Source organism: Achromobacter sp. NFACC18-2 (genome assembly GCF_900108985.1).
GTDB lineage: Bacteria > Pseudomonadota > Gammaproteobacteria > Burkholderiales > Burkholderiaceae_B > Achromobacter.
In genome coordinates this window covers 368,822-391,363 of record NZ_FNYM01000001.1, presented here as the reverse complement: position 1 = coordinate 391,363, position 22,542 = coordinate 368,822, and the positions used below count along the sequence as shown (strand labels likewise).

The following is a 22,542-nucleotide window of genomic DNA, read 5'->3' as shown; positions in this document are numbered from 1 at the left end:
CTTATGCCTTGTCGTGCGAGGCTTGCGCCTTCTTGGATGTGTCGGCGTCGCGGGACGTGGTGTCGCGGCGGTCAGACTGCTTGTTGGCGTCGGGCGCCTTCCAATTCAGCGGGGGGATCTCGAAGCTTCCCTTCTTGGCAGTCAATTGATGAGACATAAGCATGCTCCTGGACAGGCGCATGGCTTCCCCCGCCGAGCATTGCGCACAGATTCAGGCGGGCCATGAATGCCGCGGACGCGGGGGAGCATTCAGGAACGTGGCGGCGCCAGGAAAGATTGCCATCGGCTGGTTTGCAAAAAGCTTGTTCTTATAATTTTGCCGATAGATAAAAGATTTTAGCACAATTATGGTGAAAATAGCCAGCTTTAATCGTGGCGCACGTGGAACCCGGGATTGACCTGCGAGATTGAAGGCAGAACAAGCCGCTGCCCCCGAGGGTCAGCAATGGAAAGCCGCGCGGCGGTTCAGAGGTCGGCCTCGGGGGCCGGAGCGGCACCGTGGGCGTCGATGTGGCCCAGCGAGCGGCCCGGGTCGAGCCGGTCGCGCACGCGCTGTTTCAGGACCTTGGCGTCGGGAAAGCCGCCGTCGCGCTTGCGGTCCCAGATGAGATCGCCGTTGTAGGTGATCTGGAAAATGCCGCCGGTGCCGGGCTGCAGTGCGACTTCGCCCAGGTCGGTCGAAAACGTGGAGAGCAGTTCCTGCGCCATCCAGGCGGCGCGCAGCAGCCACTGGCACTGCGTGCAATACAGGATGACGATGCGAGGGCGCAAGGCGGGCGGGCTCATGGGACAGGCATTCTACGCCAGCCCGCGCGCGGGCGATCATGGATAATGTCGGGTTTTCCCGGGTCTGCAATGGCCCAGAGCCTGCAATGAAGTCTGCCCTGACGCCCCGAGGCCAGCGCTGGCTGATCGGTCTGCTGATGGGACTGGTCACGCTCACGCCGATGGCCATCGACATCTACCTGCCCTCCCTGCCCGCCATGGCGCTCGCTTTTGGCGAGCCCATCGGCGCACTGCAGGCCAGCATCACGCTGTTCATCTTTGCGGTGGGCGTGGGTCAGGTGCTGATCGGACCGCTGGCCGACCGCTATGGCAGGCGGCCGGTGGCCCTGTGCGGCGCGCTGGCCTATCTGCTGGGCTCCGCACTGGGCGCGGTCGCGAATTCGCTCGATGTCTTTTACGCGGCGCGCGTCATCCAGGGACTGGGCGCATGTTCGGCGTCGCTGGTGGCGTTTGCCGCCGTGCGCGATTGCTTCAGCCCGGCGGTCGGCGCGCGCGTGTACAGCTATCTGAACGGGGCGCTGTGCTCGGTGCCGGCGCTGGCGCCGATGGTGGGCGGCGTGCTGGCGGTGCATGCCGGGTGGCGCAGCACGTTTGTGTTCATGGCGCTGTTCTCGCTGGCGCTGGCGGCGCTGCTCGCCCTGCGGTTCGAGGAGACCCGCGCCAAGCCGGCGCACCGGTCCGGCGCGCTCTACAGCCTGCCCCGCTATGCGCCCATCGTGGCGAGCGGCCGGTTTCTGTATTTCGCCCTGTTCGGCACGGCGGGCATGGCGATGATCCTGGTGTTCGTGTCGGCTGCGCCAGTGGTGCTGGTGCAGCAGCTCGGGTATTCCGAGCTGGGGTTTTCCGCCTGGTTCGGCGGCAACGCGGCGATCAATATCGCGGCGTTCTTCGTGGCGCCCGCCTTTATTGCGCGCTACGGCCGCTACACCATGGTGCGCGTCGGCATGGCCGCCCTGCTGCTGGCGTCGGCCATGCATGTCTGCGCATGGCTGTGGGCGCCGGTTTCCGCGTGGATCTTCATGCTGCCCGTGTGCGTGCTGACCGTGGGATTCTCGCTCGCGCTGGGGTCGGGGCTGAGCCTGGCGCTGGAGCCCTTTGCAGACCGGGCGGGCACTGCCGCCGCGGTCTACGGGCTGTTCCAGATGAGCGGTTCGGCGGTCATTGCGACCGTGCTGCTGGACAGCGGCATGGCGCCGCAGGCGGCCATGGCCCTGATCGGCGCCGTGATCGTGGCGCCGCTGCTGTTGCTGGCCCCCGCCCTGGGACGGCGCCTGGCGGCCGGTTCCTGAACGCCGGGGCGCGGCCCGCGGGGTGCGCTAGTATCCAGGAACACTCTTCCTGGAGGCGACATGTCCATCGAAAAACCCGCGGACGAACCGCTGCTGCTGTCCACCGCCCAAGCCGGCGTGGTCACGCTGCGCCTGAACCGGCCATCCCAGTTCAATGCCTTGTCCGAGGCGCTGCTGGCGGCCCTGCAACAAGAGATCGACAGGCTGGCAAGGGACCCGGACCTGCGCTGCGTGGTGCTGGAATCCGCCGGGCGCGCGTTTTGCGCGGGCCATGACCTGCGCGAGATGCGCAGCCAGCCCGACCTGGACTACTACCGCGCGCTGTTCCGCCAATGCGGGCGCGTCATGCAGGGCTTGCAGGCGCTGCCGGTGCCCGTGATCGCCAAAGTGCACGGCATCGCGACGGCGGCGGGTTGCCAGTTGGTCGCGAGCTGCGATATGGCGGTCGCCGCCGATACCGCGAAGTTCGCCGTGTCCGGCATCAACGTGGGCCTGTTCTGCGCGACGCCAGCCGTCGCATTGACGCGCAATGTATCGGCCAAGCGCGCCTTCGAGATGCTGATGACGGCGCGTTTCATCGATGCCGGCCAGGCGGCGGACTGGGGGCTGATCAACGATGCGGTGCCCGAGAGCGAGCTGGACGCACGGGTGCGTGCGCTGGTGGACGACATCCTGTCCAAGAGCCCGACGGCGGTGCGTTACGGCAAGCGCATGTTCTACCAGCAGCGTCAGATGGCGCTGGCCGACGCCTACGACTATGCGGGCGACGTCATGGCCCGCAACATGATGGAAGCCGATGCGTGCGAAGGCATCGACGCCTTCCTGCAAAAGCGCCCCGCCCGCTGGGGCGCATGAGGCCACGCCGGGAGCGGCCGCGCGGCCAGGGCTAGACCAGCCATCCCAGTGTCCAGCCGCTGGCCGCGGCCAGCAGCACCACCCACAGGGGCGACCAACGGGCGTAGACCAGCAGCGCGAACAGGAGCAGCGCAAGGGCAAAGTCGGCCTTGCCCAGGATGGCGCTGGTCCAGACGGGGTCGTACAGCGCGCCCAGCAGGATGCCGACCACGCTGGCATTCACGCCCGCCACCATGTTGCGCACGCCGGGCCGGCGGCGCAGCGTGTCCCAGAACGGCAGGGCCGCGGTCAGCAGCAAGGCGCCCGGCAGGAAGATGACGCACAGCAGCGTCAGCCCGCCCGCCCAGCCGGACAAGGGGCCCGGCGACAGCGCGCCCAGGAACGCCGCGAAGGTGAACAACGGGCCGGGCACGGCCTGCGCCGCGCCATAACCCGCCAGGAAATCCGCGCTGGACACCATGCCCGACGAGACCGACGCGGTCTCCAGCAGCGGCAGCACCACGTGCCCGCCGCCGAAGACCAGCGCGCCGGCACGGTAGAAGTCCGCGATCTGGCCAGCCAGCGCGCTGTCCGACATCAATGCCCAAAGCGGCAGGCCCGCCATCAGCGCCGCGAAGATGCCCAGCGCGGCCAGGGCCGCGCCGCGCGGCACGCCCGAAGCGCCCTGGGACAGGATGGGCCGCGGCGGCAATTGCAGGAAGACCGCGCCCAGCACCGCGCCCAGCAGAACGGCCGCCATCTGGGCAAACGCGGTGGGCAGCACCACGGTGAGCAGCGCCGCGCCCACCGCGAGGGCGGCGCGGGACCGGTCTGGACACAGGGAGCGCCCCATGCCCCAGACTGCCTGGGCGACGATGGCCACGGCGGCCACCTTCAGCCCCTGAATCGCCGCCGATCCCGATAGCCAGCCATAGTGGGAAAGGCCCATCGCGAAGCCGATCAGCGCCAGCGCGGACGGCAGCGTGAACGCCACCCAGGCGGCCAGCATGCCGGACCAGCCGGCCCGGCGCAGTCCGATCGCCATGCCGACCTGGCTGCTGGCCGGCCCCGGCAGAAATTGGCACAAGGCCACGAGATCCGAGAAGGCGTAGTCGTCCAGCCATCGGCGGCGGTCGACGAACTCGGCGCGGAAGTAGCCCAGGTGGGCCACCGGGCCGCCGAAGGACGTTAAGCCCAGGCGCAGGAACACCAGGAAGACTTCGAGACAGGATCCGCGTCCGCCATGGACGCGGGCGCCTGTCGCCGGTTTGCTGTCGACGTGTTCGTCATGGGGGGATGGATGCGGCATCGGCTCGGGCGTCTTGGACAGGCGGGGTGACGATTTTCAGGCCCCAGATCCAAGCTTATAGCCGGGCCGCGCCGGGGATTCAATCGGATAAATGTCAACGGCGCGCGCCCAAGGGGTGCTTGCCCGGCGGCAACATGGCCCATATCGAAAGCCGCTTCATGGCACTTCCGGGTTGGGCCAACGGGCCGCATCATGCGCCTGTCTCCCCTATCACCGACCATTCAGAAAGGCATGACCATGACCCAGCGCGTGAATTATTTCCAGGTATCCGAAGTGCTGTCCAAGAAGTATCTGGACTTCAGCATGGCGCTCAAGAAGACGGCTGTGGTCCAGGAGCTCGGCCATCTGGTCGACATCCGCGCCTCGCAGATCAACGGCTGCGGATTCTGCCTGGACATGCACGTAAAGGAAGCCACGATCAAGGGCGAACGGGCGCTGCGCCTGCATCATGTCGCCATCTGGCGCGAATCGCCGCTCTTTTCGCCGCGCGAACGCGCCGCGCTGGAATGGACCGAGGCGCTGACCAGCTTGGCCCCGCACGGCGTGCCCGACGAGATCTACGAATCCGTCCGCGCCCAGTTCTCGGAAAGCGAGTTGTCGGACCTGAGCTTCCTGGTCGTGGCCATCAACGGCTGGAATCGCCTGAATGTGGGCTTTCGCACCGTGCCCGGATCGGCGGACCAGGCCTATGGGCTGGACAAGGCCGGCCTGAACTGAGCCCCGCCGCCTGGCGTTCACCCTTTCCGTTCACCCCTGTCCGCTCACATGAGCGGCAGGATGCGCCGGGCCAGGTCCTGCGCCTGCTGCGCCGACGCGATATTGGTGAAGCTCATGAGCAGGCCGGAGCGGGCATCGGGGGCCGCCGACCAGCGCGACAAGGCGTGCGCGTACAGGCCGTTTTCGAGCATGCGCGCCGCCAGCGCGCGGTCGGTGTGATAGCCCTCCAGGCGCGCCACCAGATGCATGCCGCCCGGCTGGGGATCGATGCGCAGCCGGTTGCCCAGCACGGCGGACAGGGCCGCCGCCGTCGCGTTGCGCCGTTCGCCGTACAGCCGCCGCATGCGCTGGATATGGCGCCCAAAATGGCCCTCGTTGATGAATGAAGCCAGGATCGCCTGCGTCAGTGCGGGCGCGCCGCCGGCCAGCAGCCGGCAGAGGCGATCGAATCGCGGCGCCTGCTCTTCGGGCACGACCAGGTAGGCCAGGCGCAGGCCGGGAAACAGCACTTTGCTGAACGTCCCCGAATACAGCACGCGGCCCTGGCGATCCAGGCTTTTCAAGGCGGGCAATGGACGGCCGACGTAGCGGTACTCGCCGTCGTAGTCGTCCTCGACGATCCACGCGCTGCTGCGCTCGGCCCAATCCAGAAGCGCCTGGCGCCGGGGCAGCGACAGTGACAGGCAAAGCGGGCTTTGGTGCGCAGGCGTCACGACCGCCGCCCTGGCGCGCGGCTCCAGGGCGATGCCCGCCTCCACCACCAGACCGTCGGCGTCCACGCGCACCGGCACCGCCTGCATGCCGGCCTGCGCCAGCAGCGCCCGCGTGGGCGGATAGCCCGGGTCTTCGACCCAGACCGCATCGCCGGGCTTGAACAGCGCCTGCATGATGAGCTGCATGGTGTGGTGGTAGCCGGACGTGATGAACACCTGCATCGGGCTGCACTGGATGCCGCGCGCCACCTGCAGGTAGGCGGCGGTCGCCGTCCTGAGCGCCAGCAGGCCTGCGGGATCGGGATAGCCCAGCTCCGGCGGCTGCATCGCGCGCAGGTGCCGCGCGCCCAGCCGCGCCCAGATCTTGCGCGGAAAAGCGTCCAGCGCGGGCAGCCCCATCTGGAAGGGCATCAGCGCGGCGGGCCGCTGCCAGTTGTCCTCCTGGACCTCAGCGGGCCGGGCCCTGGGCGCGGGCGCGGCGTGCGCCACCGGCTGCAGGTTGGGCGACACGATGGTGCCGGCCTGGCCGCGCGCCTGGATATAGCCTTCGGCCGCGAGCAGCGAATAGGCGACCTCGATGGTGCCGCGCGCCACGCCGATTTCCTTGGCGAGGGCGCGCGCCGACGGAATGCGGTCGCCGGGCTTGAGCGTGCCTTCGGCGATGGCGCCGCGAAAGCGCTCGTAGACCTGGCGGTAGAGCGGGTGGGCGGCGGTCTCGGAAACCGAATGCAGCCCGTCGGGGGTGGCAGCGATCATGGCATAGTCCAAAAGCATATTTATGGCCCTTCAAATTATGGCATGCGCTTTTTAAGATTCGTACATCTGCTGCAGCGCTTCCTCGCTGCCCCGACTATCGGTACTGATCCATGAACACGCCCACCCCACATGCGGCCTTGCGCCACCTGGAATCCCCGGACGAATGGCGCGCCTGCCTGCCGCTGATGCAGGAACTGCGGCCCCACCTGGCCGACGCGGACGAATTTGTCCAGCGCCTGGCCCGCATGCACCGCGAAAACTATCGCTTGCTGGCCGCGGTAAACGACGGGCGCGCGGTGGCGCTGGCCGGCTACCGCTACCAGGAAAATCTGATCTACGGCCGCTTCCTGTATGTCGACGACCTGGTGGTCGAGTCCTCCGCGCGCGGCAGCCGCTGGGGCGCCCAGTTGCTCGGCGCACTGGACGATCTGGCGCGGGCCACGGACTGCGCCCGGCTCGTACTTGATACCGGGCTGGGCAACGCGCTGGCGCAGCGCTTTTACTTCCGGCAGGGCCTGTTGACCAGCGCCATCCGGTTCAGCAAACCCTTGAAAGGAACCACTTCATGAGCATTCTTCGCATCCGTTGCAGCCCGCGGGGGCTGGACTCGGAAAGCTATCGGCTGTCGCAGCGCATCGTCGAGCGCCTGCTGCAGGCCCGCCCGGCCGGCGGCCTGGACGTGGTCGAGGTCGATGCCACTGCCCTCGCCCATGCGGACAGCGACTATGCGAGCGCCCTGGCCGCGCCCGCGGACCCCGGCGCCGACGTGCTCGGACGCGGGTCGCTGAAGGCGTCCGACGACATGATCCGGATGCTGGAAGACGCCAGCCATATCGTGATCGCCACGCCCATGCACAACTTCACCGTGCCTTCGGCGCTTAAGGCCTGGCTGGACCATGTCGTCCGCGTGCGCAACACGTTCCACATCACGCCGCAGGGCAAGGTGGGCCTGCTGGCGGACCGGCCCGTCTACGTGGCGATTGCCTCCGGTGGCGCGTTCCGGGGCGACGATGCGCGGCAACCCGACTTCCTGACGCCCTATCTACGGCACGTGCTGGCCACCATCGGCCTGACGCAGGTGACGTTCCTGGCCGTGGAAGGCACCGCGCGCGGTCCCGAGTGGCTCGCGCAGGCCCGCCGGGAGGCGGCGCTTGCGCTGGACCGCATTCCGTTCGCGGCCGCCGTGCCGGAAATGACCGCCTGAGCGCGTCGCGGCCGCACCGCGCAGTCCGGCTGCCCGCGGATACCAGCCGGATGGCGGCCGCCTGCCCTGCCGCCGGGGGCAGGCGCAACCCATTCTGGCGATACGATCGCGCCGCATTGACACCCACGATTTAGCCGCTCTACGCTAGGCCGCACTTGCGGTCCAACAGGGGTGTCGTCCTGCCCCGGCGCACCAAGGTGCGGGAGGCGTGTCATGACGCTGTGCAGGTCAGGAACCATCGCGTGCGCGCTGCTGTGGCTGGGTTTGCTGGTCCCTGCCGCGTCGCAGGCGGCATGCAGCGACAAGACCCTGCGTGGGATGGCGGACGCGGGGCGCAGCGTGGCGACGATCGCCAAGCGCTGCGGCATGACGGTTGCGGCCGTGAAGGACCGCCTGGGCACGGGCGACGCGAAGTCCAAGCGGGCGCAGCCCGAGACCCCGCCGCCCGCCCCGACCCGGCCTGCCGCCGAGGCGCCGCCCTCGCCCGCGGCCTCGTCCGCCAGCGGGTCCAAACCCGCCGCAAAGTCGTCCGCAAACCCGTCCGCAAAGCCGGCCGCCAAGCTTGCGCCGGAACCCCAGCCCCATCCGCCCGGCACCGTGCTGGAGCTGTGCGGGTGCTACGGCAACATGCAGTACGGCTTTACCGAGTCGAATGCGCAATGCTTGAGCGGCAAGGCCGTGGCGACGCGGTGCCCGGGGTATTGCCCGGTGAACCGGTCGCCGTGGCGGCGCATCTGCAGCTGAGCATCAATCGGCCGCGCTGGGCTCCGGCTGGCGCGGGCGCGCATGGACCTGGTCGATGCGCAGGCCATCGCGCCGCGTCACTTCGAAGCCCCAATCGCGCAGCATCACGATGTCGCCCGCGTCCGGAATCCGGCCGCCCGCGCGCAGCAGGCAACCGGCAAGCGTGGCATCGGGATAGTCGTCGGCAAGCGCCGGCGCAGCGAGCAGGCGCGCGGCTTCGTCCACCGACAGGCGCCCGCCCAGCAGCCAGGAACCGTCCGACAGCTGCAAGGCCTCGGGCAGGTCTTCCCGGTGTTCGGGCAGGTCGCCCGCCACCGCCGTCAGCACGTCCAGCGGCGTGACCAGGCCCTCGCACACGCCGTGTTCGTCCACCACGATCAGCATGTGGTCGCGCGAGGCGCGCAGTTCGTCAAGCACCTTGAGCACGGGCGTGGTCTCCAGCACGTAGCGCGGCTCGCGCGCCAGTTCGACGAGGTCGATCGGCCCCGGGTTCTGCAGCAGCGGCAGCACGTCCTTGAAGTGCAGCACGCCCAGCACGTTGGCCGGATCGCCCGCGCACAGCGGCAGGCGCGAGTGCCCGCTGGAGAATTTGCGGACGATGCGGTCCGGCGTGTCGGCCACGTCGAGCCAGATCACGTCGCCGCGCGGCACCATGATGGCGCGCACGTCGCGGGCGCCGATGGACAGCACGCGCTCGATCATCGAGCTTTCCTCCGGCGCGAACGCGGGCTCGTCGCCCGCCCCGTCGACCAGGGCCACGACATCATCCACCTGCGACATCGGCTGGCCGGCGCGTCCGCCGCGCAAGAGGCGCAGCACGGCCTGCGCCGTGCGCTGGCGGCGGCCCAAGGCGTGCGTGCCGCGGGCGCGGTTGCGGCGGGCGAGCTGGTTGCAAAGCTCGATCAGGATGGAGAAGCCGATGGCCGCGTACAGATAACCCTTGGGCACATGGAAGCCCAGGCCCTCGGCCACCAGACTGAAGCCGATCATCAGCAGAAGGCCCAGGCACAGGATCACCACCGTCGGGTGGCGGCCGACGAAGGCCATCAAGGGGCGGCTGGCGACCATCATGACGGCCATCGCCACGACCACGGCGATCATCATGATGCTCAGGTCCTGCACCATGCCCACGGCGGTAATGACCGAATCCAGCGAGAACACGGCATCCAGCACCACGATCTGCAGGATGACCTGCCAGAAGACGGCGTGCTGGGGCTTTTGCGCCGAGTCATGGCTGGCGCTGCCTTCGACGCGCTCGTGCAGCTCCATCGTGCCCTTGAAGAGCAGAAAGGCCCCGCCCAGGATCAGTATCAGGTCCCGTCCGGAGATTTCCGCGCCCAATACCGTAAAGAGCGGCGCCGTCAGGGTCACCACCCAGGCGATGCTGGCGAGCAGGCCCAGGCGCATCACCAGCGCCAGCGTCAGGCCGATCAGGCGCGCGCGGTTGCGCTGTTCGGGCGGCAGCTTGTCCGCCAGGATGGCGATGAACACCAGGTTGTCGATACCCAGCACAATCTCAAGCACGACCAGCGTCGCCAGGCCAAGCCAGGCGGTGGGGTCGGACATCCAGTCGAAAATCATCAGGTTTCCACGGAAAACGTGAGGCCGCGCGCAACGGGTGCGCGACGGCGGAAAAGGGACATGTCGAATGCGTGCCGCGCAGTCAGCGGCGCCAGCGGGCGCGGCGGCGCGCGGCCGCCCAGGCGCGGGGTGGCCGCCATGGCGATGAGGGGAACGGCTCGCGGGCAGGCATCGCTTGCCGCGGCAAAATCGGGAGGGGGCGTCGGGCGCCGGCAGTCAGGATGCGGCGCCCTGCTAGGAGGGGGGTCGTCGTTCATAGATGGCGGATGGCGCCGGGCTGCCGGGGCAGCACAAGGCCGGACGCTCCGCCGTGCTCTCTTGCTTACAGGAAACTGAATACTACCTGAAATCTAAATCCGCCCGCGCGGACCCGGCCGGATCGCCGCCCGAAGGGACGGCCCCGGGCCCGTCCCGCGCGGTGGCGGCTTGGGGCGTCAGGTCACGGCGCATCCCTCTTTGCCCTTCGCCACTTTTTCGCGCTGCCCGGCCGGATGGTCCGGTTTGGGCTGGCTGGTCTTGCGGACATCCGCCTCGGCCGTCTTGGTCTGGGCGACCAGCGTTTTCTCGACGGTTTGCGCCGACACGGACGTGGCGAGCAGGCAGGTCAGCGCAGCGGCGCAAAGATACATCTTTCGGTTCTTCATGATGGCTCCTTCATCGGCAACGGTGGCCCGGCGGCGGCCACGCCAGAGGAACCTGGCGCGTCGCCCTGACGCGGGATCGGCAGGCACCCAGGGGCAAGTCGCGTGCCTGAGCCCTGGCTGGGGATCCCGCAAATACGACGCAGGTACAATCACGGTCGCCGCATCCGCAACGGATGCGCGGCCGCGACGCCGTCGCGGTGTTGGATGGACCCGGCTTGCCGGGTGGCTCGGCCGGGCGCCTATCCCTCGGACAACCCTCAAGCACCCCAGGGCGCTCGCCCAACCCTGACGCGCACGCCGCGCAGCGCGACCACGCCCCGCTTGCTCAATTCAACTTACCCAAATCCATGACAGTTCTTTCCAGATTGCGCCGCGAATGGATGGCCAATCCGCGCGCAGACATTCTTTCGGGCGTGCTGGTCGCGCTTGCCCTGATCCCGGAAGCCATCGGCTTTTCGATCATCGCGGGCGTGGACCCCGGCGTGGGGCTGTATGCCTCGTTTTCCATCGCGCTCATCATTGCGTTCACGGGCGGGCGGCCCGGCATGATTTCGGCGGCGACCGCGGCCGTGGCCGTTCTGGTCGCGCCGCTGGTGCGCGAGCACGGCATCGGCTATCTGTTCGCCGCCACGGTCCTCATGGGGCTGTTGCAGATCGTGGCCGGCTTCCTGCGGCTGGACCTGCTGATGCAGTACGTGTCCCGTTCCGTGGTGACGGGCTTTGTGAACGCGCTGGCCATCCTGATCTTCATGGCGCAGCTGCCGCAGCTGATTGGCGTGACATGGATCACCTACGCCATGGTCGCGGCCGCGCTGGCCGTCATCTACCTGCTGCCCAGGCTTACCACCGCGGTGCCGTCGCCGCTGGTCGCCATCATCGTGATGACGGCCGTGTCCATCTATGCCGGCCTGGACGTCAACAAGGTGGGCGATATGGGCGCCCTGCCCTCCACCCTGCCCGCGTTCATGATTCCGGACGTGCCCTTCACGCTGGAGACGCTGCGCATCATCCTGCCGTACTCGCTGACGATGGCGGCGGTCGGGCTGCTGGAATCGATGATGACGGCGCAGATCGTCGACGACATGACCGATACGCCCAGCGACAAGCGACGCGAATGCAGGGGCCAGGGCATCGCCAACATCGTCACGGGCTTTCTGGGCGGGATGGGCGGATGCGCCATGATCGGGCAGTCCGTCATCAATGTCCGCGCCGGCGGCCGGACCCGCCTGTCCACCTTTGTGGCCGGCGTGTTCCTGCTGTTCCTGATCGTGGCGCTCGGCCCGCTGGTGGCGCAGATTCCCATGCCGGCGCTGGTGGCCGTGATGATCATGGTGTCGATCGGCACGTTCAACTGGCGATCGATCCGCAACCTGGGCTCGCACCCCTGGCAGTCCTCGGTGGTCATGCTGGCCACCGTGGCCGTGGTCGTGTGGACCCACGATCTGGCCCGCGGCGTCCTGGTCGGGGTGGTGCTGAGCGGTCTGTTCTTTGCCAGCAAGGTGAAAGGACTGCTCGCCATCGGCACGTCGCTGTCCGACGATGGCCGCACCCGCACCTACCGGGTCTCGGGGCAGGTCTTCTTTGCGTCGGCGTCCCGGTTTTCCGCAGCGATCGACTTCCATGAGGCCGTGGACCGCGTCGTCATCGACCTGACGGATGCGCATTTCTGGGACATTTCGGCCGTGGGTGAACTGGACAAAGTGTCGCTCAAGCTGCGCCGGGCCGGCCGGCAGGTCGACGTGGTGGGACTGAATCAGGCCAGCGCGACCCTGGTCGGCCGCTACGCGCAGCCGGGCGCCAACGCGGGGCATTAGGCCAGATCCGGGCCGGCCGCGCACCCACGCGCGCGGCCGCAGCCGATCGCGCACATAGTTTGTTACGTGGCGGGCACGCCGCTTGCTCCATCCGGCAGATCGTAACCGCCGGAGTTTTCATGCCCGCTTCGCATTACATCGACGCCACGACGCTGACGGTGCTGTCGGTCAATACCCACAAGGGCTTCACCAGCTTCAACCGCCGCTTCATGCTGCACGATCTGCGTGAAGCGCTGCGCACCGCCGCGCCGGACGTGGTCTTCCTGCAGGAGGTCCTGGGCGAACACCAGACCCATGCGGAAAGGCATGAGTCCTGGCCGGACCAGTCGCAGTACGAATTCCTTGCCGACACGCTGTGGACGGATTACGCCTACGGCCGCAACGCCGTCTATCCCGAAGGCCACCACGGCAACGCCATCCTGTCGCGCTATCCGATCGAAACCCATCAGAACCACGACGTGAGCGTTGATGGCCACGAAGGCCGCGGGCTGTTGCACTGCGTACTGCGCCCGCCGTCCCTCGCTTCGCCGGTGCACGCGATCTGCGTGCATCTGGGCCTGCTGGAACGCCACCGGGGCGCGCAACTGCGCCAGCTGTGCGAACTGGTCACTAACGGAGTGCCGGAAGACGAGCCGCTGCTGATCGCGGGCGACTTCAACGACTGGCGCCTGCGCGCGGACACGCTGATGCGCGACTGCGGGACGCGCGAGGTGTTCACCTCGCGGCTGGGCCGCCCCGCCCGGACCTTCCCGGCGCGCTGGCCCCTGCTGCGGCTGGACCGCATCTATGTGCGCGGCGTGCGCGACTGGCAGCCGGTGCCGCTGGCGTCTCGCGTGTGGTCGCGCCTTTCCGATCATGTGCCTATCTGCGCGGAGATTGCGCTATGAACCTCGGCTGGCGTGAAAACAACCGATATACCTTGCTGGAAAACGGCACGGAGTACTTTCCTGCCGTCGTGGAGGCCGTCGACGCCGCGCAGAGCGAGGTGCTGGTGGAAACCTTCATCCTGTTCGACGACGCCGTCGGCCAGGAAATCCAGCAAGCCCTGATCCGGGCCGCCCGACGCGGCGTCAGCGTGGATCTTCTGGTGGATGGTTACGGGTCCGACGAGCTCAGCGACGCCTTCATCGGCGCCATGACCGAGGCCGGCGTGCGCTTTCATGTGTTCGACCCGCGGCCGCGCTTTCTGGGTGTGCGCACGAACGTCTTCCGGCGCATGCACCGCAAGATCGTGGCGGTGGACCGGGAACGCTCATTCATCGGCGGCATCAATTTTTCGGCGGATCACTTGCCCGACTACGGTCCCGAGGCCAAACAGGACTATGCGGTCCTGGTCGAAGGGCCGCTGGCGGCCGACATCGCCGACTATGCGCGCGCCGCGCTGGGCGAAGGCCGGCGACGGTTGCGGCGGCGCCCGGCGCGGCTGGACCCCCTGCCCGCCGGAGATGGCGGCGGCCGGCTGGTGGTGCGCGACAACGACAGCCATCGCAGCGACATCGAACGCTATTACCGCGCGGGCGTGCGCTCGGCGCGGTCCGACGTGCTCATCGCCAATGCGTATTTCTTTCCCGGCTACCACCTGTTGCGCGATCTAGTCAAAGCGGCCCGCCGCGGCGTGCGCGTGCGGCTGCTGCTGCAGGGCGAACCCGACGTGCTCGTCGCCCGCCTGGCGGCGTCGATGCTCTACGACTACCTGATGGACTCGGGCGTGCAGATCTATGAATACTGCAAGCGCCCGCTGCACGGCAAGGTGGCGTGCGTGGACGACGACTGGTCGACGATAGGCTCCAGCAACCTGGACCCCCTGAGCCTCGCGCTGAACCTGGAGGCGAACGTGGTGGTGCGCGACGCCTCGCTGAACGCCGACCTGCGCCAAAGCCTGGACCGGCTGATCGCGGAGGACTGCCGGCCGGTGGAAATGCCCAAGAATTCGCGGCGTCGGCTGCGCCGCCTGTGGCTGGGCGTGGTGGTGTTCCACTTCCTGCGGCGCTTCCCCGCCTGGGCCGGCAGCCTGCCCGCGCACAAGCCGCACTTGCAGACGGTCACGCCAGACACGGGCCGGGAGACGGCATGAAGATCCTCCATACGTCGCCCATGCGGGCCTTGCGCCGTCGCTGGCCCCGCATCAAGCGCGTGCTGCCCGTGCTGGTGCTGATCGTGGTGGCCGCCCTGCTGTATTACTTCGGCCGCTCGGTGGACTGGCCGCAGGTCTGGGTCGCGATGCGCAAGATCCCGGGCCAGACCATCGCGATCGCGGGCGGGCTGGTGGTCGCGGGCTACCTGGCCTACGGCAGCCTGGACCTGCTGGGCAAAAAGTACACGCGCCACAACCTGCCCGCGCCCAAGGCGCTGGGCGTAGCGATGCTGAGCTACGCGCTGAACCTGAACCTGGGCGTGCTGGTCGGGGGGCTGGGTGCGCGCCTGCGCCTGTACACGCGGCTGGGCTGCCGCAAGTCCGTCGCGACCCGCGTGGCCCTGTTTGCGGCGGCCTCCAACTGGATCGGCTACGCCTGGCTGGCCGGGGCGCTGTTCGCGCTGGGCGTGGTCCCGGTGCCGCAAGGCTGGGAAATCGGTTCAGGCATGCTGCGCCTGCTGGGCGTGGGGCTGCTTGCGCTGGGTATCGCCTATGTGGCGACCTGCGCGCGGGCGAAGCAGCGCAGCGTGACCTGGATGGGGCACCACATCACGCTGCCGCGTGTGCGCATGGCGGTGGCCCAGTGCGCCGTGGCGGCGTTGTCCTGGTCCATCATGGGGGCCATCGTCTACGTGTTGCTGCAAGGCAAGGCGAGCTATCCGGCCGTGCTGGGCATCCTGCTGTGCACCAGTTTCGCGTCGGTCATCACGCGCGTGCCGGGCGGGCTGGGCACGACCGAAGCCATTTTCGTGGCCGCGCTGGGTTCGCAGATTCCGCCGACCGAGGTGCTGGGCGCCGCGTTGGCGTACCGCGCGGTGTATGCGTTGGCGCCGCTGTGCCTGGCGCTGGCGGCCTATCCCCTGATCGAGTTGCGGCTGGGCTTGCGGCGGCGCAAGGACGAGGCCGCTCCCCCCACGCAGGCGCGGCGTTCGCTTTGAGGCCCCTATGAGTCATCCGCAAACCCAGGCATCCGGCACGGTCGCCGCCTATCCGCGGCGCGCTGGCGCATCCGAACACGAAATCGCTTCCCAGGAAGCCCTGGCCTTGCGGCTGGCGGCGCTGCTGGGCCGGCGTTTCACGCCAGGCTTTCGGCCGACGCGCAACCGCGGCGAGCCCCCGCCCTATTACGTGCCGGACCGCAGCATCACGAGCCTGGCCCGCGCCAGCAAGCTGGGCATCGCGCGCGCCGCCGACCTGTTCGGCGGCGTGACTCCGCACGCCTTCGTGGCCACGAAGACCATCACCCATGGCCTGGTGGACGCCCAGGCCAAGGCGCCGCAGGGCTGGGTCCGCAGCCTGGGCGAGACGCTGAGCGAGGTCGTCCTGCCCGGATTCAGCGCCTTTACGCTGGACGACGCCCATCGGGCCGGCGAACGGCTGCTCAGGCATGGAGCGTTGCGGCTGAAGCCCGCCGACGCCACCGCGGGCCGCGGCCAGATCGTCGTGCGCGACACGCGCGAACTGCAGGCCGCGCTGGCCGGTCAGGACGCCGCGTCGGTGCGCCGGCTGGGCCTGGTGCTGGAAGAAGACCTGGCGCAGATCGAAACCTACAGCGTCGGCTGGGTGCGCGTGGGCAGGCTGGAGGCGTCGTATGTCGGAACGCAGTGCCTGACCCCGGACAACAACGGCGTGCCGGTCTATGGCGGTTCGACGCTGATGCTCGCCCGCGGCGGTTTTGACCAGTTGCGGGCGTTGGACCTGTCCGGCGAGCAACGGCAAGCCGTGGATCTGGCCTGCCGATACGACACGGCGGTGTCCACCGCCTATCCGGCATTTTTTGCGTCGCGCCGCAATTACGACGTCGCCATCGGCCGCAATGCCCAGGGCGCGCCCCGCGCGGGCGTGCTCGAACAATCCTGGCGCGCGGGCGGCGCCAGCATCGCCGAGATCGCCGCGCTGCAGGCCTTCAGGCTGTCGCCATCGCTCAAGTGCGTCGCGGCGTTCACGCGGGAACGCTACGGGCCAAACGAGCCCGAGCCGACCTCGCAGCACCACGTGTACCGAGGCGAAGATTCCACCGTCGGTATGATCACCAAATCGGGGGGCATCCTGGAGGAAACCCATGGCCGCACTTAGCGACTCGATCGACATCGAAGTGGCGGACCAGCACCTGGCCGGCACGTTTCTCACGCCCGAAAGCAAGGTGCCGGGCGTGCTGTTCATACACGGCTGGGGCGGCGACCAGAAATTCGACCTGGCGCGGGCCAAGGGGATCGCGGCCCTGGGCTGCGTGTGCCTGACGTTTGACCTGCGCGGCCACGCCGCCACGCAGGCCCAGCAGATGCAGGTCTCGCGCGACGACAACCTGCGCGACGTCATGGCGGCCTACGACCGGCTGGCGTCCCACCCGTCGCTCGACAGCGGCTCGGTGGCGGTGGTGGGCAGCAGCTACGGCGGCTACCTGGCCGCCATCCTGAGCGGGCTGCGCCGCGTGCGCTGGCTGGCGCTGCACGTGCCCGCGCTGTATCGCGACGATGAATGGATGCTGCCCAAGAACCAGCTCAACCGCGAGACGCTGCGCGCCTATCGCAACACCCACGTCGAACCCGAAAGCAACCGCGCGCTGGCGTCCTGCGCCACGTTCACGGGCGACGTGCTCATCGTGGAGGCCGAGCATGACATCTACATTCCGCACTCCACGATCATGAGCTATCGGTCGGCTTTCCGGCGCTCGCATTCGCTGACCCACCGCATCCTGGACGGCGCGGACCATGCCTTGAGCGACAAGGCCTCGCAGCAGGCCTACACGTCGATTCTGGTGAACTGGGTGACCGAGATGGTCATGGGCGCGCGCGTCGGGCGGCCACGGCCGGTGCCTTGAACCGGGCGCCGCGGCGCAGACGGTTCACGGCTTTTTCTCTGGCGTCGACTTCTCCGGCGTCGACTTCTCGGGCGACAACAGGTCCGATAGCGCGTTGCCCAGCTCTTTCACCGCACCCGCGACGCCTTCGGCGGCGCCCTCCGCGCCCACGCCGATGGCATGCCCGAAGCCTTGCGCGACCTGGGCCGAGAAGCCGCGCGTGACCGAGAACTTTGGATTGTCCAGCCGTCCGGACAGCGCGAATTCGAAGCGCACCGTGCCGCTCTTGTCCTTGAGCGCCGCCAACACCGCCTTGCGCGGCAGGCTGAAGAGGCTGCCGTCCCCGCTGAATTTCAGGTTGTGCAGCGCGACGGTGCCCGCCGCCTTCAACTCGCGCTCGACGATGGAGGTCTTCATGTCCAGGTCCATCGAGCCGCCCGACAGCGATCCGGCGCCATTCTCGGCCAGGTACGGCGCGGCGTAGCGGATATCCATATTGCGCGCCGCCACGGTCATGTCGGCGTCCGCGCCGCCCACGACGACCTTGCCCTGCGCGCGCACGGTCGCCTCGCCGTTGCGGTTGTCCTGGACGGTGCCGCTGAATGCCATGTCGCTGGCCGAGCCGTCGCCCGGAATCACCAGCGGCTGCAGGCGCGCCTGCACCGCAGTGAAGGGAATGCGGTGCGGGGGCTTTGACACCGCGCCGTCCAGGTATTCCAGGCGCCCGTCGCGCAGGATCAATTCATCGACGTGGACGGGACCATCGCGCCGCGACCTGCCTTCGCCGCCATCGCCCGCCCGAAGCGCGGCCTGCAACGCCGGCGCGATCTGCATGGCGCCATCCGGACTGCGCACGACGGCAAAGTCGAAGCCTTCGACGACGATACGCTTGAACACGGCCTCGCGCCGCAGGAAGGCCGTCCATTCCGGCTCGAGCTCGACGCGGCGCGCGCGCGCGCCCGGCTGGCCGGAGGCGCCAGTCACGGCGACATCGGTCAGCACGACCTGCCGCAGCCCGACCTGCACATTGCCGACCTGGCCGCGCGGCCCGAGGATGCTGGCGATGCGCTGCTCGACCACGCGGGTCGCGGCCAGCGCCAGGACCCCGAGCACCGCGGCGATCAGGAGCAGGATGGCCAGGGCCGTGCCCCAGCGCGACCGGCCGCGCGCGGCGGCTGCATTCGAACTCATTGTGGCTTCCGAATTTGGGTGGGAAAGCGTTGGGTGGGAAAGCGGCACGATGCGCGCCGCCTTCCCTGCACCATAGCGACGCGCGGCGCGCGGCGCAACCCGAGCATCGTCCGGGATGCGCAATCTTTCATCAATGGCCGAAAAGGATGAGGCCGGCCGCCGCGTTCGTGATGATCCGGGTCATGCAATCTGGTCTCTCCGCCACGACAGGCGCCAGTAGCGCTCGGAATGGTGCGCCCCTTGCGCCGCGGCCGCCGGCAATGCCGCCTCGTCGATATTGCCCGCCAGGCAGTTCCTTGCCGCCCGCGCGCGGTCTCGCGCGCGGGCCATGTCGACCTGCGCCGCGACGTCGATCGGCGATGCCAGGATATGCCGCCGCAGCAACGAGGCCAGCCGTTCCTGGACGACACCGGGTTCGCCGTCGGCCACCTCTTCATAGGTGATCCACTCGACGCGCTGGAACAGCGCGCGGATGGTCAGGCAGGCATCGGATACGCGCACGTAGGCCGCGCGGCCCAGCCCCAGCGGCATCAGGATGACGCGCGGCCGCAGCGCGGAAAGAGCCGCGGCCAGGGCGCCCGTCAGCCGCCCCTCTTCCCCGCTGACCAGGTACTGCCCGTCCAGCAGATCCATCTGCGCACTGCGCACGCCCAGCAGGGACAAGGCTCGATCGCTGAGCGCATGGCGGGCCTGCACGGCCTGGCGGCCGCTCGTGAACCCGCGGCTGCGGTCGGCATCGCTCACATGCCCGGCCAGCAACGGCATGCCCGAATACACCGTGAGCACGGTGCTGTCGGGGCGTGCCGCGAGCAGGCCCGCGCAACTGGCCGCGGCGTCGTTGAAATGAGGGGATACCGCAATCAATCTGCCTTCACGGAGCATGCCAACCTCCCTGTGTCCGGGCCTACCAGTAAGGGGGCTGGTTGTAGTACTGATGAATGCCGCGCGCCCAGGTCTCATCGGCCATGCTCGGCCAATTGTCCTTGTCAAAGCCCTCGGCGTTCTTGAGCACCTCCTTGGCCACATTCAGCACGAAGCACTTGCGGTCGGTATCCAGCGTCAGCGCGCTCCACGGAATGGCGTAGAGCTTGTCGCCGATACCCAGGACGCCGCCGCGCGCCAGCACCGCGTAGGCGATGCGCCCGTGCGGCACGTCCAGCATGATGTCCTGGATGCTGCCCAGCGATTCGCCGGCGGGGTTGTAGACGTCATTGCCTTCCAGCGTGCCGGCCGCCATGATCTGCGGGCCCGGGCCGCTCGGATCGCGCTTCGGTCCGCCCACGATCCGGGTCTCGCCCTGCGCCTGACCGGCGCCGGCCGTTGTCGGGTTCATCGTCTGGTTCATGGTGTGTCTCCTGATATGACCGCTTCCCCGCAAGCCATGTGCCATGCCTGTGTCCGTGGCTGGCGGGCAGCGTTTTGGGCTTCTCGTCCCCCAAAACAGGCCGGGGCCGGCCCCGTGCGCTGACGGGACCGGCCCCGGCCGGCCGATTGCGCGCACCGCGCGCGTCAACGACGCCTGCCGTGGTCGGACATCATGCAGATGCCGGCGAGCACGCCGATCAGCGCCGCGCCGGCAATGCTTTTCCACGCGTTCTCATGGACATACTCGTCCGTGGCGTGCGACACCTCGCGCGCACGGTTCCAGGCGGCGCGCTCCCAGCCGCGGGCGTGGTCGCGCGCCGCGTCGAGCTGCTGCTTGAGCTTGTCGCGCGCCGCCTCGATTTCCGTGCCGCTGTAGCTGGCGGTGCTGCGCAGCAGGTCCTCGGTGCCCGATATCAGATCGCGCATCGTCCGTGAGGACGTGTCCGACGTGTCAAACATGTCGCGCAGCCTATCTCGCTTGTTCATATGTTCTCCTATTGAAAAAAAGTGGCGGACCATTGCCCGGTGGCAAGGCGCTCGGGGGATGCCTCCGCAAGCCGCATGCCATGCCCGGACCGGTCACGCCCGGTCATAGCCGGTCGATGCCCGGCGTCTGTTGCGGGTCCACGCCCGGCATGGGGTTGGGAATGCTGTCGGGGGGCCAGCGGCCCTTGTCGTCCTTGCCCGATCCGGGGGGCTTGGGCTGGGGCTGCTCGGCAGGCGCCTGATCAGGGGCACGCTGCCCGCCCTGCCCGGGTGTTGGGGTATCCGTCCCTGCGGGGTTTGCCATGATGTGCTCCTGACTTGTGGGTGGCCTGGAATTGCTGCAACACCCCGGCAGCAACCGCCGTTCCCGCCGAGCGTGGCAAATTGGGTGCATGGCCGCGGCCAAAAATTACAAAGCGGCACGGCATTGACGGGCGGCCCCGGGCCGTTTCCCCCCTTTGGACGAGCGTCATTCTGCTGCACTGCGCAATTTCCGCGTCCCGGGGCGGTTTGGGCACGCCGCTTGCGTAAGGAAAGGCCTCGGCGTCATCGCGATCGAGTCGCTGTACTCGCGACCGCGGCCAAATCACCTGGAGCAAGGCATGGCAAAGACAAGAACCCTGATCGTGGCGGGAGAAGCCTTCCCCCTGGCCAAAACAGGCGGCCTGGGAGATGCCATTACCGGCATGGCGCGCGCACTGGTAGAAGCACGGATGCCCTTGAGCGTGCTGTTGCCGGCCTATCGGGGCGTGCGGGCCAAACTCAATCGTGTGCGCACCGTGGCGACCCTGCAGGACCTGCCGGGCGGGCCCGCCGTGCTTCTGGAGGGCAAGTGCCCGCAATCCGGGCTGGATTACCTGATCCTGGAAAACGACGCCCTGTATGACCGCGGCGGCCTGTATGCCGACGAGAACGGGCGCGAACACCCGGACAATGGCCTGCGCTACACCGCGCTGTCGCACGCCGCGGTGCGCGTGGCCGCGGGCCTGCCCGGCCTGGTGCGCCCCACCCTGGTGCATGCGCACGACTGGCACGCCGGCCTGGTGCCGCTGCTGCTGCGCGCGGCCAACCTGCCCGACGTGAAGAGCGTGGTGACGATCCACAATCTGGCGTTCCAGGGCTTTTTCCCGATGTCGTGCGCGGATGAGTTCGGCGTGCCCGAGTGGGCGCGCAACGACGATGGCGTCCAGGCCTGGGGCCAGATCAATTTCCTGAAGGCCGGCATCCGCTATGCCGACCGCGTCACGACGGTCAGCCACACCTACGCCCGTGAAATCATGACGCCCGCCTTCGGCTGCGGCCTGGACGCGCTGCTGCGCAGCCGCGCCGATGACCTGCTGCCGATTCCCAATGGCATCGACGACGTGCTGTGGAACCCCGCGCGCGACCCGTACCTGCGCAGCCACCGCTATTCGGTGCGCGACATGACGAACAAGATCCACTGCAAGGCGGCGTTGCAGCGCGAATTCGGCCTGCGGCCGGACCCGGGCGCCACCGTGCTGGGCATGGGCAACCGGCTGACCGAGCAGAAGATGGCCGACGTGGCGGTGCATGCGCTGCCCGAGGCGCTGGATCGGCACCCCGGATTGCAGATCGTCATCCTGGGCCAGGGCGACCACCGCCTGGAGGAAGCGCTGAAGGACATCGCGCGCCGCTACCCCGGCCGCTGCGGCGTCCACATCGGCTACGACGAAGGCATCGCGCATCGCCTGCACGCCGGGTCGGACATCCTGCTGCACGCCAGCCGCTTCGAGCCCTTCGGCCTGACGCCGCTCTACGCCATGCGCTACGGCACCTTGCCGATCGGATCGCGCGTGGGCGGGATGGCCGACACCATCCAGGACCCGGGCGCGCGCGCGCCCCTGTCCGCCATGGCATCGGCCAACGGCCTGCTGTTCGAAGGCGATACGCCCCAGGCCATGAGCGCCGCCATTGAACGCGCGATCGACCTGCGCGCGCACGGCATCCTCTGGCGGCTGATGCAGCGCAATGCGATGAACGCCGACTTCGGCTGGCGTTCGGCCGTGAGCCTCTACGCCAGCCTCTACCGCTCGCTGGTGGAGCCCGAATACCGCGACGCGGCGCCCGCGCCGGCCGTGCAACCGGCAAGCGTCTCCGCGGTCAACCGCCGCCCGCAGCGCACGAGTGGCGCCATGCCGGCCGCCATCTGACAAG

24 protein-coding genes and 1 other annotated feature are annotated in these 22,542 nt (G+C 68.6%); of the genes, 13 read left to right on the top strand and 11 right to left on the bottom strand.

Annotated elements, in window-relative coordinates; genetic code table 11:
- Position 1 precedes the first annotated feature (1 nt).
- Positions 2 to 157, bottom strand: a complete 156-nt coding sequence (locus tag BMW75_RS29385) for a hypothetical protein (RefSeq protein ID WP_172805886.1) — start codon at positions 155 to 157, stop codon at positions 2 to 4.
- 308 nt (positions 158 to 465) lie between these two features.
- Complete coding sequence (locus tag BMW75_RS01770) at positions 466 to 786, bottom strand: Rdx family protein (protein ID WP_092575921.1); 321 nt, start codon at positions 784 to 786, stop codon at positions 466 to 468.
- Positions 787 to 872: 86 nt separating this feature from the next.
- Between BMW75_RS01770 and BMW75_RS01765 the strand changes: the two genes are divergently transcribed.
- Both BMW75_RS01765 and BMW75_RS01760 read left to right on the top strand, forming a co-directional pair.
- A complete protein-coding gene (locus tag BMW75_RS01765; RefSeq protein ID WP_092575918.1) occupies positions 873 to 2,075 on the top strand; it encodes a multidrug effflux MFS transporter in 1,203 nt (400 codons plus the stop codon).
- Positions 2,076 to 2,135: 60 nt separating this feature from the next.
- Positions 2,136 to 2,930, top strand: a complete 795-nt coding sequence (locus tag BMW75_RS01760) for an enoyl-CoA hydratase (RefSeq protein ID WP_092575915.1) — start codon at positions 2,136 to 2,138, stop codon at positions 2,928 to 2,930.
- Positions 2,931 to 2,961: 31 nt separating this feature from the next.
- Here the strand turns inward: BMW75_RS01760 and chrA are convergent, their stop codons facing one another.
- Complete coding sequence (chrA, locus tag BMW75_RS01755) at positions 2,962 to 4,218, bottom strand: chromate efflux transporter (protein WP_092575913.1); 1,257 nt, start codon at positions 4,216 to 4,218, stop codon at positions 2,962 to 2,964.
- A gap of 237 nt (positions 4,219 to 4,455) precedes the next feature.
- Here chrA and BMW75_RS01750 point away from each other — a divergent pair, with 237 nt between their 5' ends.
- Positions 4,456 to 4,935 (top strand): carboxymuconolactone decarboxylase family protein, encoded by a 480-nt coding sequence (locus BMW75_RS01750; protein WP_092576289.1) that lies wholly within the window; start codon positions 4,456 to 4,458, stop codon positions 4,933 to 4,935.
- 44 nt (positions 4,936 to 4,979) lie between these two features.
- On the opposite strand, the gene BMW75_RS01745 is transcribed toward BMW75_RS01750, so the two are convergent.
- Positions 4,980 to 6,404 (bottom strand): MocR-like pyridoxine biosynthesis transcription factor PdxR, encoded by a 1,425-nt coding sequence (locus tag BMW75_RS01745; RefSeq protein ID WP_092576286.1) that lies wholly within the window; start codon positions 6,402 to 6,404, stop codon positions 4,980 to 4,982.
- Positions 6,405 to 6,514: 110 nt separating this feature from the next.
- Here BMW75_RS01745 and BMW75_RS01740 point away from each other — a divergent pair, with 110 nt between their 5' ends.
- From BMW75_RS01740 to BMW75_RS01730, 3 genes are all read left to right on the top strand, one after another.
- The gene (locus BMW75_RS01740; RefSeq protein ID WP_092575910.1) at positions 6,515 to 6,973 is read left to right on the top strand and encodes a GNAT family N-acetyltransferase; all 459 of its coding nucleotides are present in this window, start codon (positions 6,515 to 6,517) and stop codon (positions 6,971 to 6,973) included.
- A complete protein-coding gene (locus BMW75_RS01735) occupies positions 6,970 to 7,608 on the top strand; it encodes an FMN-dependent NADH-azoreductase (protein ID WP_092575908.1) in 639 nt (212 codons plus the stop codon). Before BMW75_RS01740 ends, BMW75_RS01735 begins: the two co-directional genes overlap by 4 nt.
- A 213-nt stretch (positions 7,609 to 7,821) precedes the next feature.
- A complete protein-coding gene (locus BMW75_RS01730) occupies positions 7,822 to 8,352 on the top strand; it encodes a hypothetical protein (RefSeq protein WP_092575905.1) in 531 nt (176 codons plus the stop codon).
- A 3-nt stretch (positions 8,353 to 8,355) separates the two neighbouring features.
- Here BMW75_RS01730 and BMW75_RS01725 read toward each other — a convergent pair whose 3' ends face one another.
- Positions 8,356 to 9,933: a TerC family protein gene (locus BMW75_RS01725; RefSeq protein WP_092575902.1), complete on the bottom strand. Its 1,578-nt coding sequence runs from the start codon at positions 9,931 to 9,933 to the stop codon at positions 8,356 to 8,358.
- A gap of 434 nt (positions 9,934 to 10,367) precedes the next feature.
- Positions 10,368 to 10,577, bottom strand: coding sequence for a hypothetical protein (locus BMW75_RS01720; protein ID WP_092575900.1), 210 nt, complete (start codon positions 10,575 to 10,577; stop codon positions 10,368 to 10,370).
- A 203-nt stretch (positions 10,578 to 10,780) separates the two neighbouring features.
- Positions 10,781 to 10,833: a sequence feature (sul1 is cis-regulatory element that is thought to sense ions involved in sulfur or methionine metabolism; They are found in Alphaproteobacteria), on the top strand.
- Positions 10,834 to 10,924: 91 nt separating this feature from the next.
- On the opposite strand from BMW75_RS01720, the gene BMW75_RS01715 reads away from it, so the two are divergent.
- The 6 genes from BMW75_RS01715 (at position 10,925) to BMW75_RS01690 (ending at position 17,346) form a co-directional block, all read left to right on the top strand.
- Positions 10,925 to 12,391 (top strand): SulP family inorganic anion transporter, encoded by a 1,467-nt coding sequence (locus tag BMW75_RS01715; RefSeq protein WP_092575897.1) that lies wholly within the window; start codon positions 10,925 to 10,927, stop codon positions 12,389 to 12,391.
- Between the two features lie 119 nt (positions 12,392 to 12,510).
- Positions 12,511 to 13,278, top strand: a complete 768-nt coding sequence (locus BMW75_RS01710; RefSeq protein WP_092575895.1) for an endonuclease/exonuclease/phosphatase family protein — start codon at positions 12,511 to 12,513, stop codon at positions 13,276 to 13,278.
- Positions 13,275 to 14,465, top strand: coding sequence for a cardiolipin synthase ClsB (clsB, locus tag BMW75_RS01705; protein WP_092575893.1), 1,191 nt, complete (start codon positions 13,275 to 13,277; stop codon positions 14,463 to 14,465). Before BMW75_RS01710 ends, clsB begins: the two co-directional genes overlap by 4 nt.
- Positions 14,462 to 15,463 (top strand): lysylphosphatidylglycerol synthase domain-containing protein, encoded by a 1,002-nt coding sequence (locus tag BMW75_RS01700; protein ID WP_092575890.1) that lies wholly within the window; start codon positions 14,462 to 14,464, stop codon positions 15,461 to 15,463. The genes clsB and BMW75_RS01700 overlap by 4 nt, the downstream gene beginning before the upstream one ends.
- A gap of 7 nt (positions 15,464 to 15,470) precedes the next feature.
- Positions 15,471 to 16,601: a DUF3182 family protein gene (locus BMW75_RS01695; protein WP_092575888.1), complete on the top strand. Its 1,131-nt coding sequence runs from the start codon at positions 15,471 to 15,473 to the stop codon at positions 16,599 to 16,601.
- Positions 16,588 to 17,346, top strand: coding sequence for an alpha/beta hydrolase family protein (locus BMW75_RS01690; RefSeq protein ID WP_092575885.1), 759 nt, complete (start codon positions 16,588 to 16,590; stop codon positions 17,344 to 17,346). The genes BMW75_RS01695 and BMW75_RS01690 overlap by 14 nt, the downstream gene beginning before the upstream one ends.
- 24 nt (positions 17,347 to 17,370) lie before the next feature.
- Here BMW75_RS01690 and BMW75_RS01685 read toward each other — a convergent pair whose 3' ends face one another.
- The 5 genes from BMW75_RS01685 to BMW75_RS01665 form a co-directional block, all read right to left on the bottom strand.
- Positions 17,371 to 18,516, bottom strand: coding sequence for a DUF748 domain-containing protein (locus BMW75_RS01685; protein ID WP_092575883.1), 1,146 nt, complete (start codon positions 18,514 to 18,516; stop codon positions 17,371 to 17,373).
- A 180-nt stretch (positions 18,517 to 18,696) separates the two neighbouring features.
- Positions 18,697 to 19,398 carry a PIG-L family deacetylase gene (locus BMW75_RS01680; protein ID WP_139208465.1) on the bottom strand — a complete coding sequence of 234 codons (702 nt, stop codon included), beginning with the start codon at positions 19,396 to 19,398 and terminating at the stop codon, positions 18,697 to 18,699.
- A gap of 22 nt (positions 19,399 to 19,420) precedes the next feature.
- On the bottom strand, positions 19,421 to 19,861 hold the full coding sequence (locus BMW75_RS01675; protein ID WP_254791904.1) for a PRC-barrel domain-containing protein: 441 nt from the start codon (positions 19,859 to 19,861) through the stop codon (positions 19,421 to 19,423).
- A gap of 164 nt (positions 19,862 to 20,025) precedes the next feature.
- Positions 20,026 to 20,367, bottom strand: coding sequence for an ElaB/YgaM/YqjD family protein (locus BMW75_RS01670; protein WP_092575878.1), 342 nt, complete (start codon positions 20,365 to 20,367; stop codon positions 20,026 to 20,028).
- Positions 20,368 to 20,470: 103 nt separating this feature from the next.
- Positions 20,471 to 20,671: a hypothetical protein gene (locus tag BMW75_RS01665; RefSeq protein ID WP_076520922.1), complete on the bottom strand. Its 201-nt coding sequence runs from the start codon at positions 20,669 to 20,671 to the stop codon at positions 20,471 to 20,473.
- 298 nt (positions 20,672 to 20,969) lie between these two features.
- Here BMW75_RS01665 and glgA point away from each other — a divergent pair, with 298 nt between their 5' ends.
- Positions 20,970 to 22,538 carry a glycogen synthase GlgA gene (glgA, locus tag BMW75_RS01660; protein WP_092575876.1) on the top strand — a complete coding sequence of 523 codons (1,569 nt, stop codon included), beginning with the start codon at positions 20,970 to 20,972 and terminating at the stop codon, positions 22,536 to 22,538.
- Positions 22,539 to 22,542: the final 4 nt, after the last annotated feature.

What these genes read in the sequence shown, in the direction of transcription:
- BMW75_RS29385 (WP_172805886.1), bottom strand. Translation starts at nt 157, where the DNA reads ATGTCTCATCAATTGACTGCCAAGAAGGGAAGCTTCGAGATCCCCCCG.
- BMW75_RS01770 (WP_092575921.1), bottom strand. Translation starts at nt 786, where the DNA reads ATGAGCCCGCCCGCCTTGCGCCCTCGCATCGTCATCCTGTATTGCACG.
- BMW75_RS01765 (WP_092575918.1), top strand. Translation starts at nt 873, where the DNA reads ATGAAGTCTGCCCTGACGCCCCGAGGCCAGCGCTGGCTGATCGGTCTG.
- BMW75_RS01760 (WP_092575915.1), top strand. Translation starts at nt 2,136, where the DNA reads ATGTCCATCGAAAAACCCGCGGACGAACCGCTGCTGCTGTCCACCGCC.
- chrA (WP_092575913.1), bottom strand. Translation starts at nt 4,218, where the DNA reads ATGCCGCATCCATCCCCCCATGACGAACACGTCGACAGCAAACCGGCG.
- BMW75_RS01750 (WP_092576289.1), top strand. Translation starts at nt 4,456, where the DNA reads ATGACCCAGCGCGTGAATTATTTCCAGGTATCCGAAGTGCTGTCCAAG.
- BMW75_RS01745 (WP_092576286.1), bottom strand. Translation starts at nt 6,404, where the DNA reads ATGATCGCTGCCACCCCCGACGGGCTGCATTCGGTTTCCGAGACCGCC.
- BMW75_RS01740 (WP_092575910.1), top strand. Translation starts at nt 6,515, where the DNA reads ATGAACACGCCCACCCCACATGCGGCCTTGCGCCACCTGGAATCCCCG.
- BMW75_RS01735 (WP_092575908.1), top strand. Translation starts at nt 6,970, where the DNA reads ATGAGCATTCTTCGCATCCGTTGCAGCCCGCGGGGGCTGGACTCGGAA.
- BMW75_RS01730 (WP_092575905.1), top strand. Translation starts at nt 7,822, where the DNA reads ATGACGCTGTGCAGGTCAGGAACCATCGCGTGCGCGCTGCTGTGGCTG.
- BMW75_RS01725 (WP_092575902.1), bottom strand. Translation starts at nt 9,933, where the DNA reads ATGATTTTCGACTGGATGTCCGACCCCACCGCCTGGCTTGGCCTGGCG.
- BMW75_RS01720 (WP_092575900.1), bottom strand. Translation starts at nt 10,577, where the DNA reads ATGAAGAACCGAAAGATGTATCTTTGCGCCGCTGCGCTGACCTGCCTG.
- BMW75_RS01715 (WP_092575897.1), top strand. Translation starts at nt 10,925, where the DNA reads ATGACAGTTCTTTCCAGATTGCGCCGCGAATGGATGGCCAATCCGCGC.
- BMW75_RS01710 (WP_092575895.1), top strand. Translation starts at nt 12,511, where the DNA reads ATGCCCGCTTCGCATTACATCGACGCCACGACGCTGACGGTGCTGTCG.
- clsB (WP_092575893.1), top strand. Translation starts at nt 13,275, where the DNA reads ATGAACCTCGGCTGGCGTGAAAACAACCGATATACCTTGCTGGAAAAC.
- BMW75_RS01700 (WP_092575890.1), top strand. Translation starts at nt 14,462, where the DNA reads ATGAAGATCCTCCATACGTCGCCCATGCGGGCCTTGCGCCGTCGCTGG.
- BMW75_RS01695 (WP_092575888.1), top strand. Translation starts at nt 15,471, where the DNA reads ATGAGTCATCCGCAAACCCAGGCATCCGGCACGGTCGCCGCCTATCCG.
- BMW75_RS01690 (WP_092575885.1), top strand. Translation starts at nt 16,588, where the DNA reads ATGGCCGCACTTAGCGACTCGATCGACATCGAAGTGGCGGACCAGCAC.
- BMW75_RS01685 (WP_092575883.1), bottom strand. Translation starts at nt 18,516, where the DNA reads ATGAGTTCGAATGCAGCCGCCGCGCGCGGCCGGTCGCGCTGGGGCACG.
- BMW75_RS01680 (WP_139208465.1), bottom strand. Translation starts at nt 19,398, where the DNA reads ATGCTCCGTGAAGGCAGATTGATTGCGGTATCCCCTCATTTCAACGAC.
- BMW75_RS01675 (WP_254791904.1), bottom strand. Translation starts at nt 19,861, where the DNA reads ATGAACCAGACGATGAACCCGACAACGGCCGGCGCCGGTCAGGCGCAG.
- BMW75_RS01670 (WP_092575878.1), bottom strand. Translation starts at nt 20,367, where the DNA reads ATGAACAAGCGAGATAGGCTGCGCGACATGTTTGACACGTCGGACACG.
- BMW75_RS01665 (WP_076520922.1), bottom strand. Translation starts at nt 20,671, where the DNA reads ATGGCAAACCCCGCAGGGACGGATACCCCAACACCCGGGCAGGGCGGG.
- glgA (WP_092575876.1), top strand. Translation starts at nt 20,970, where the DNA reads ATGGCAAAGACAAGAACCCTGATCGTGGCGGGAGAAGCCTTCCCCCTG.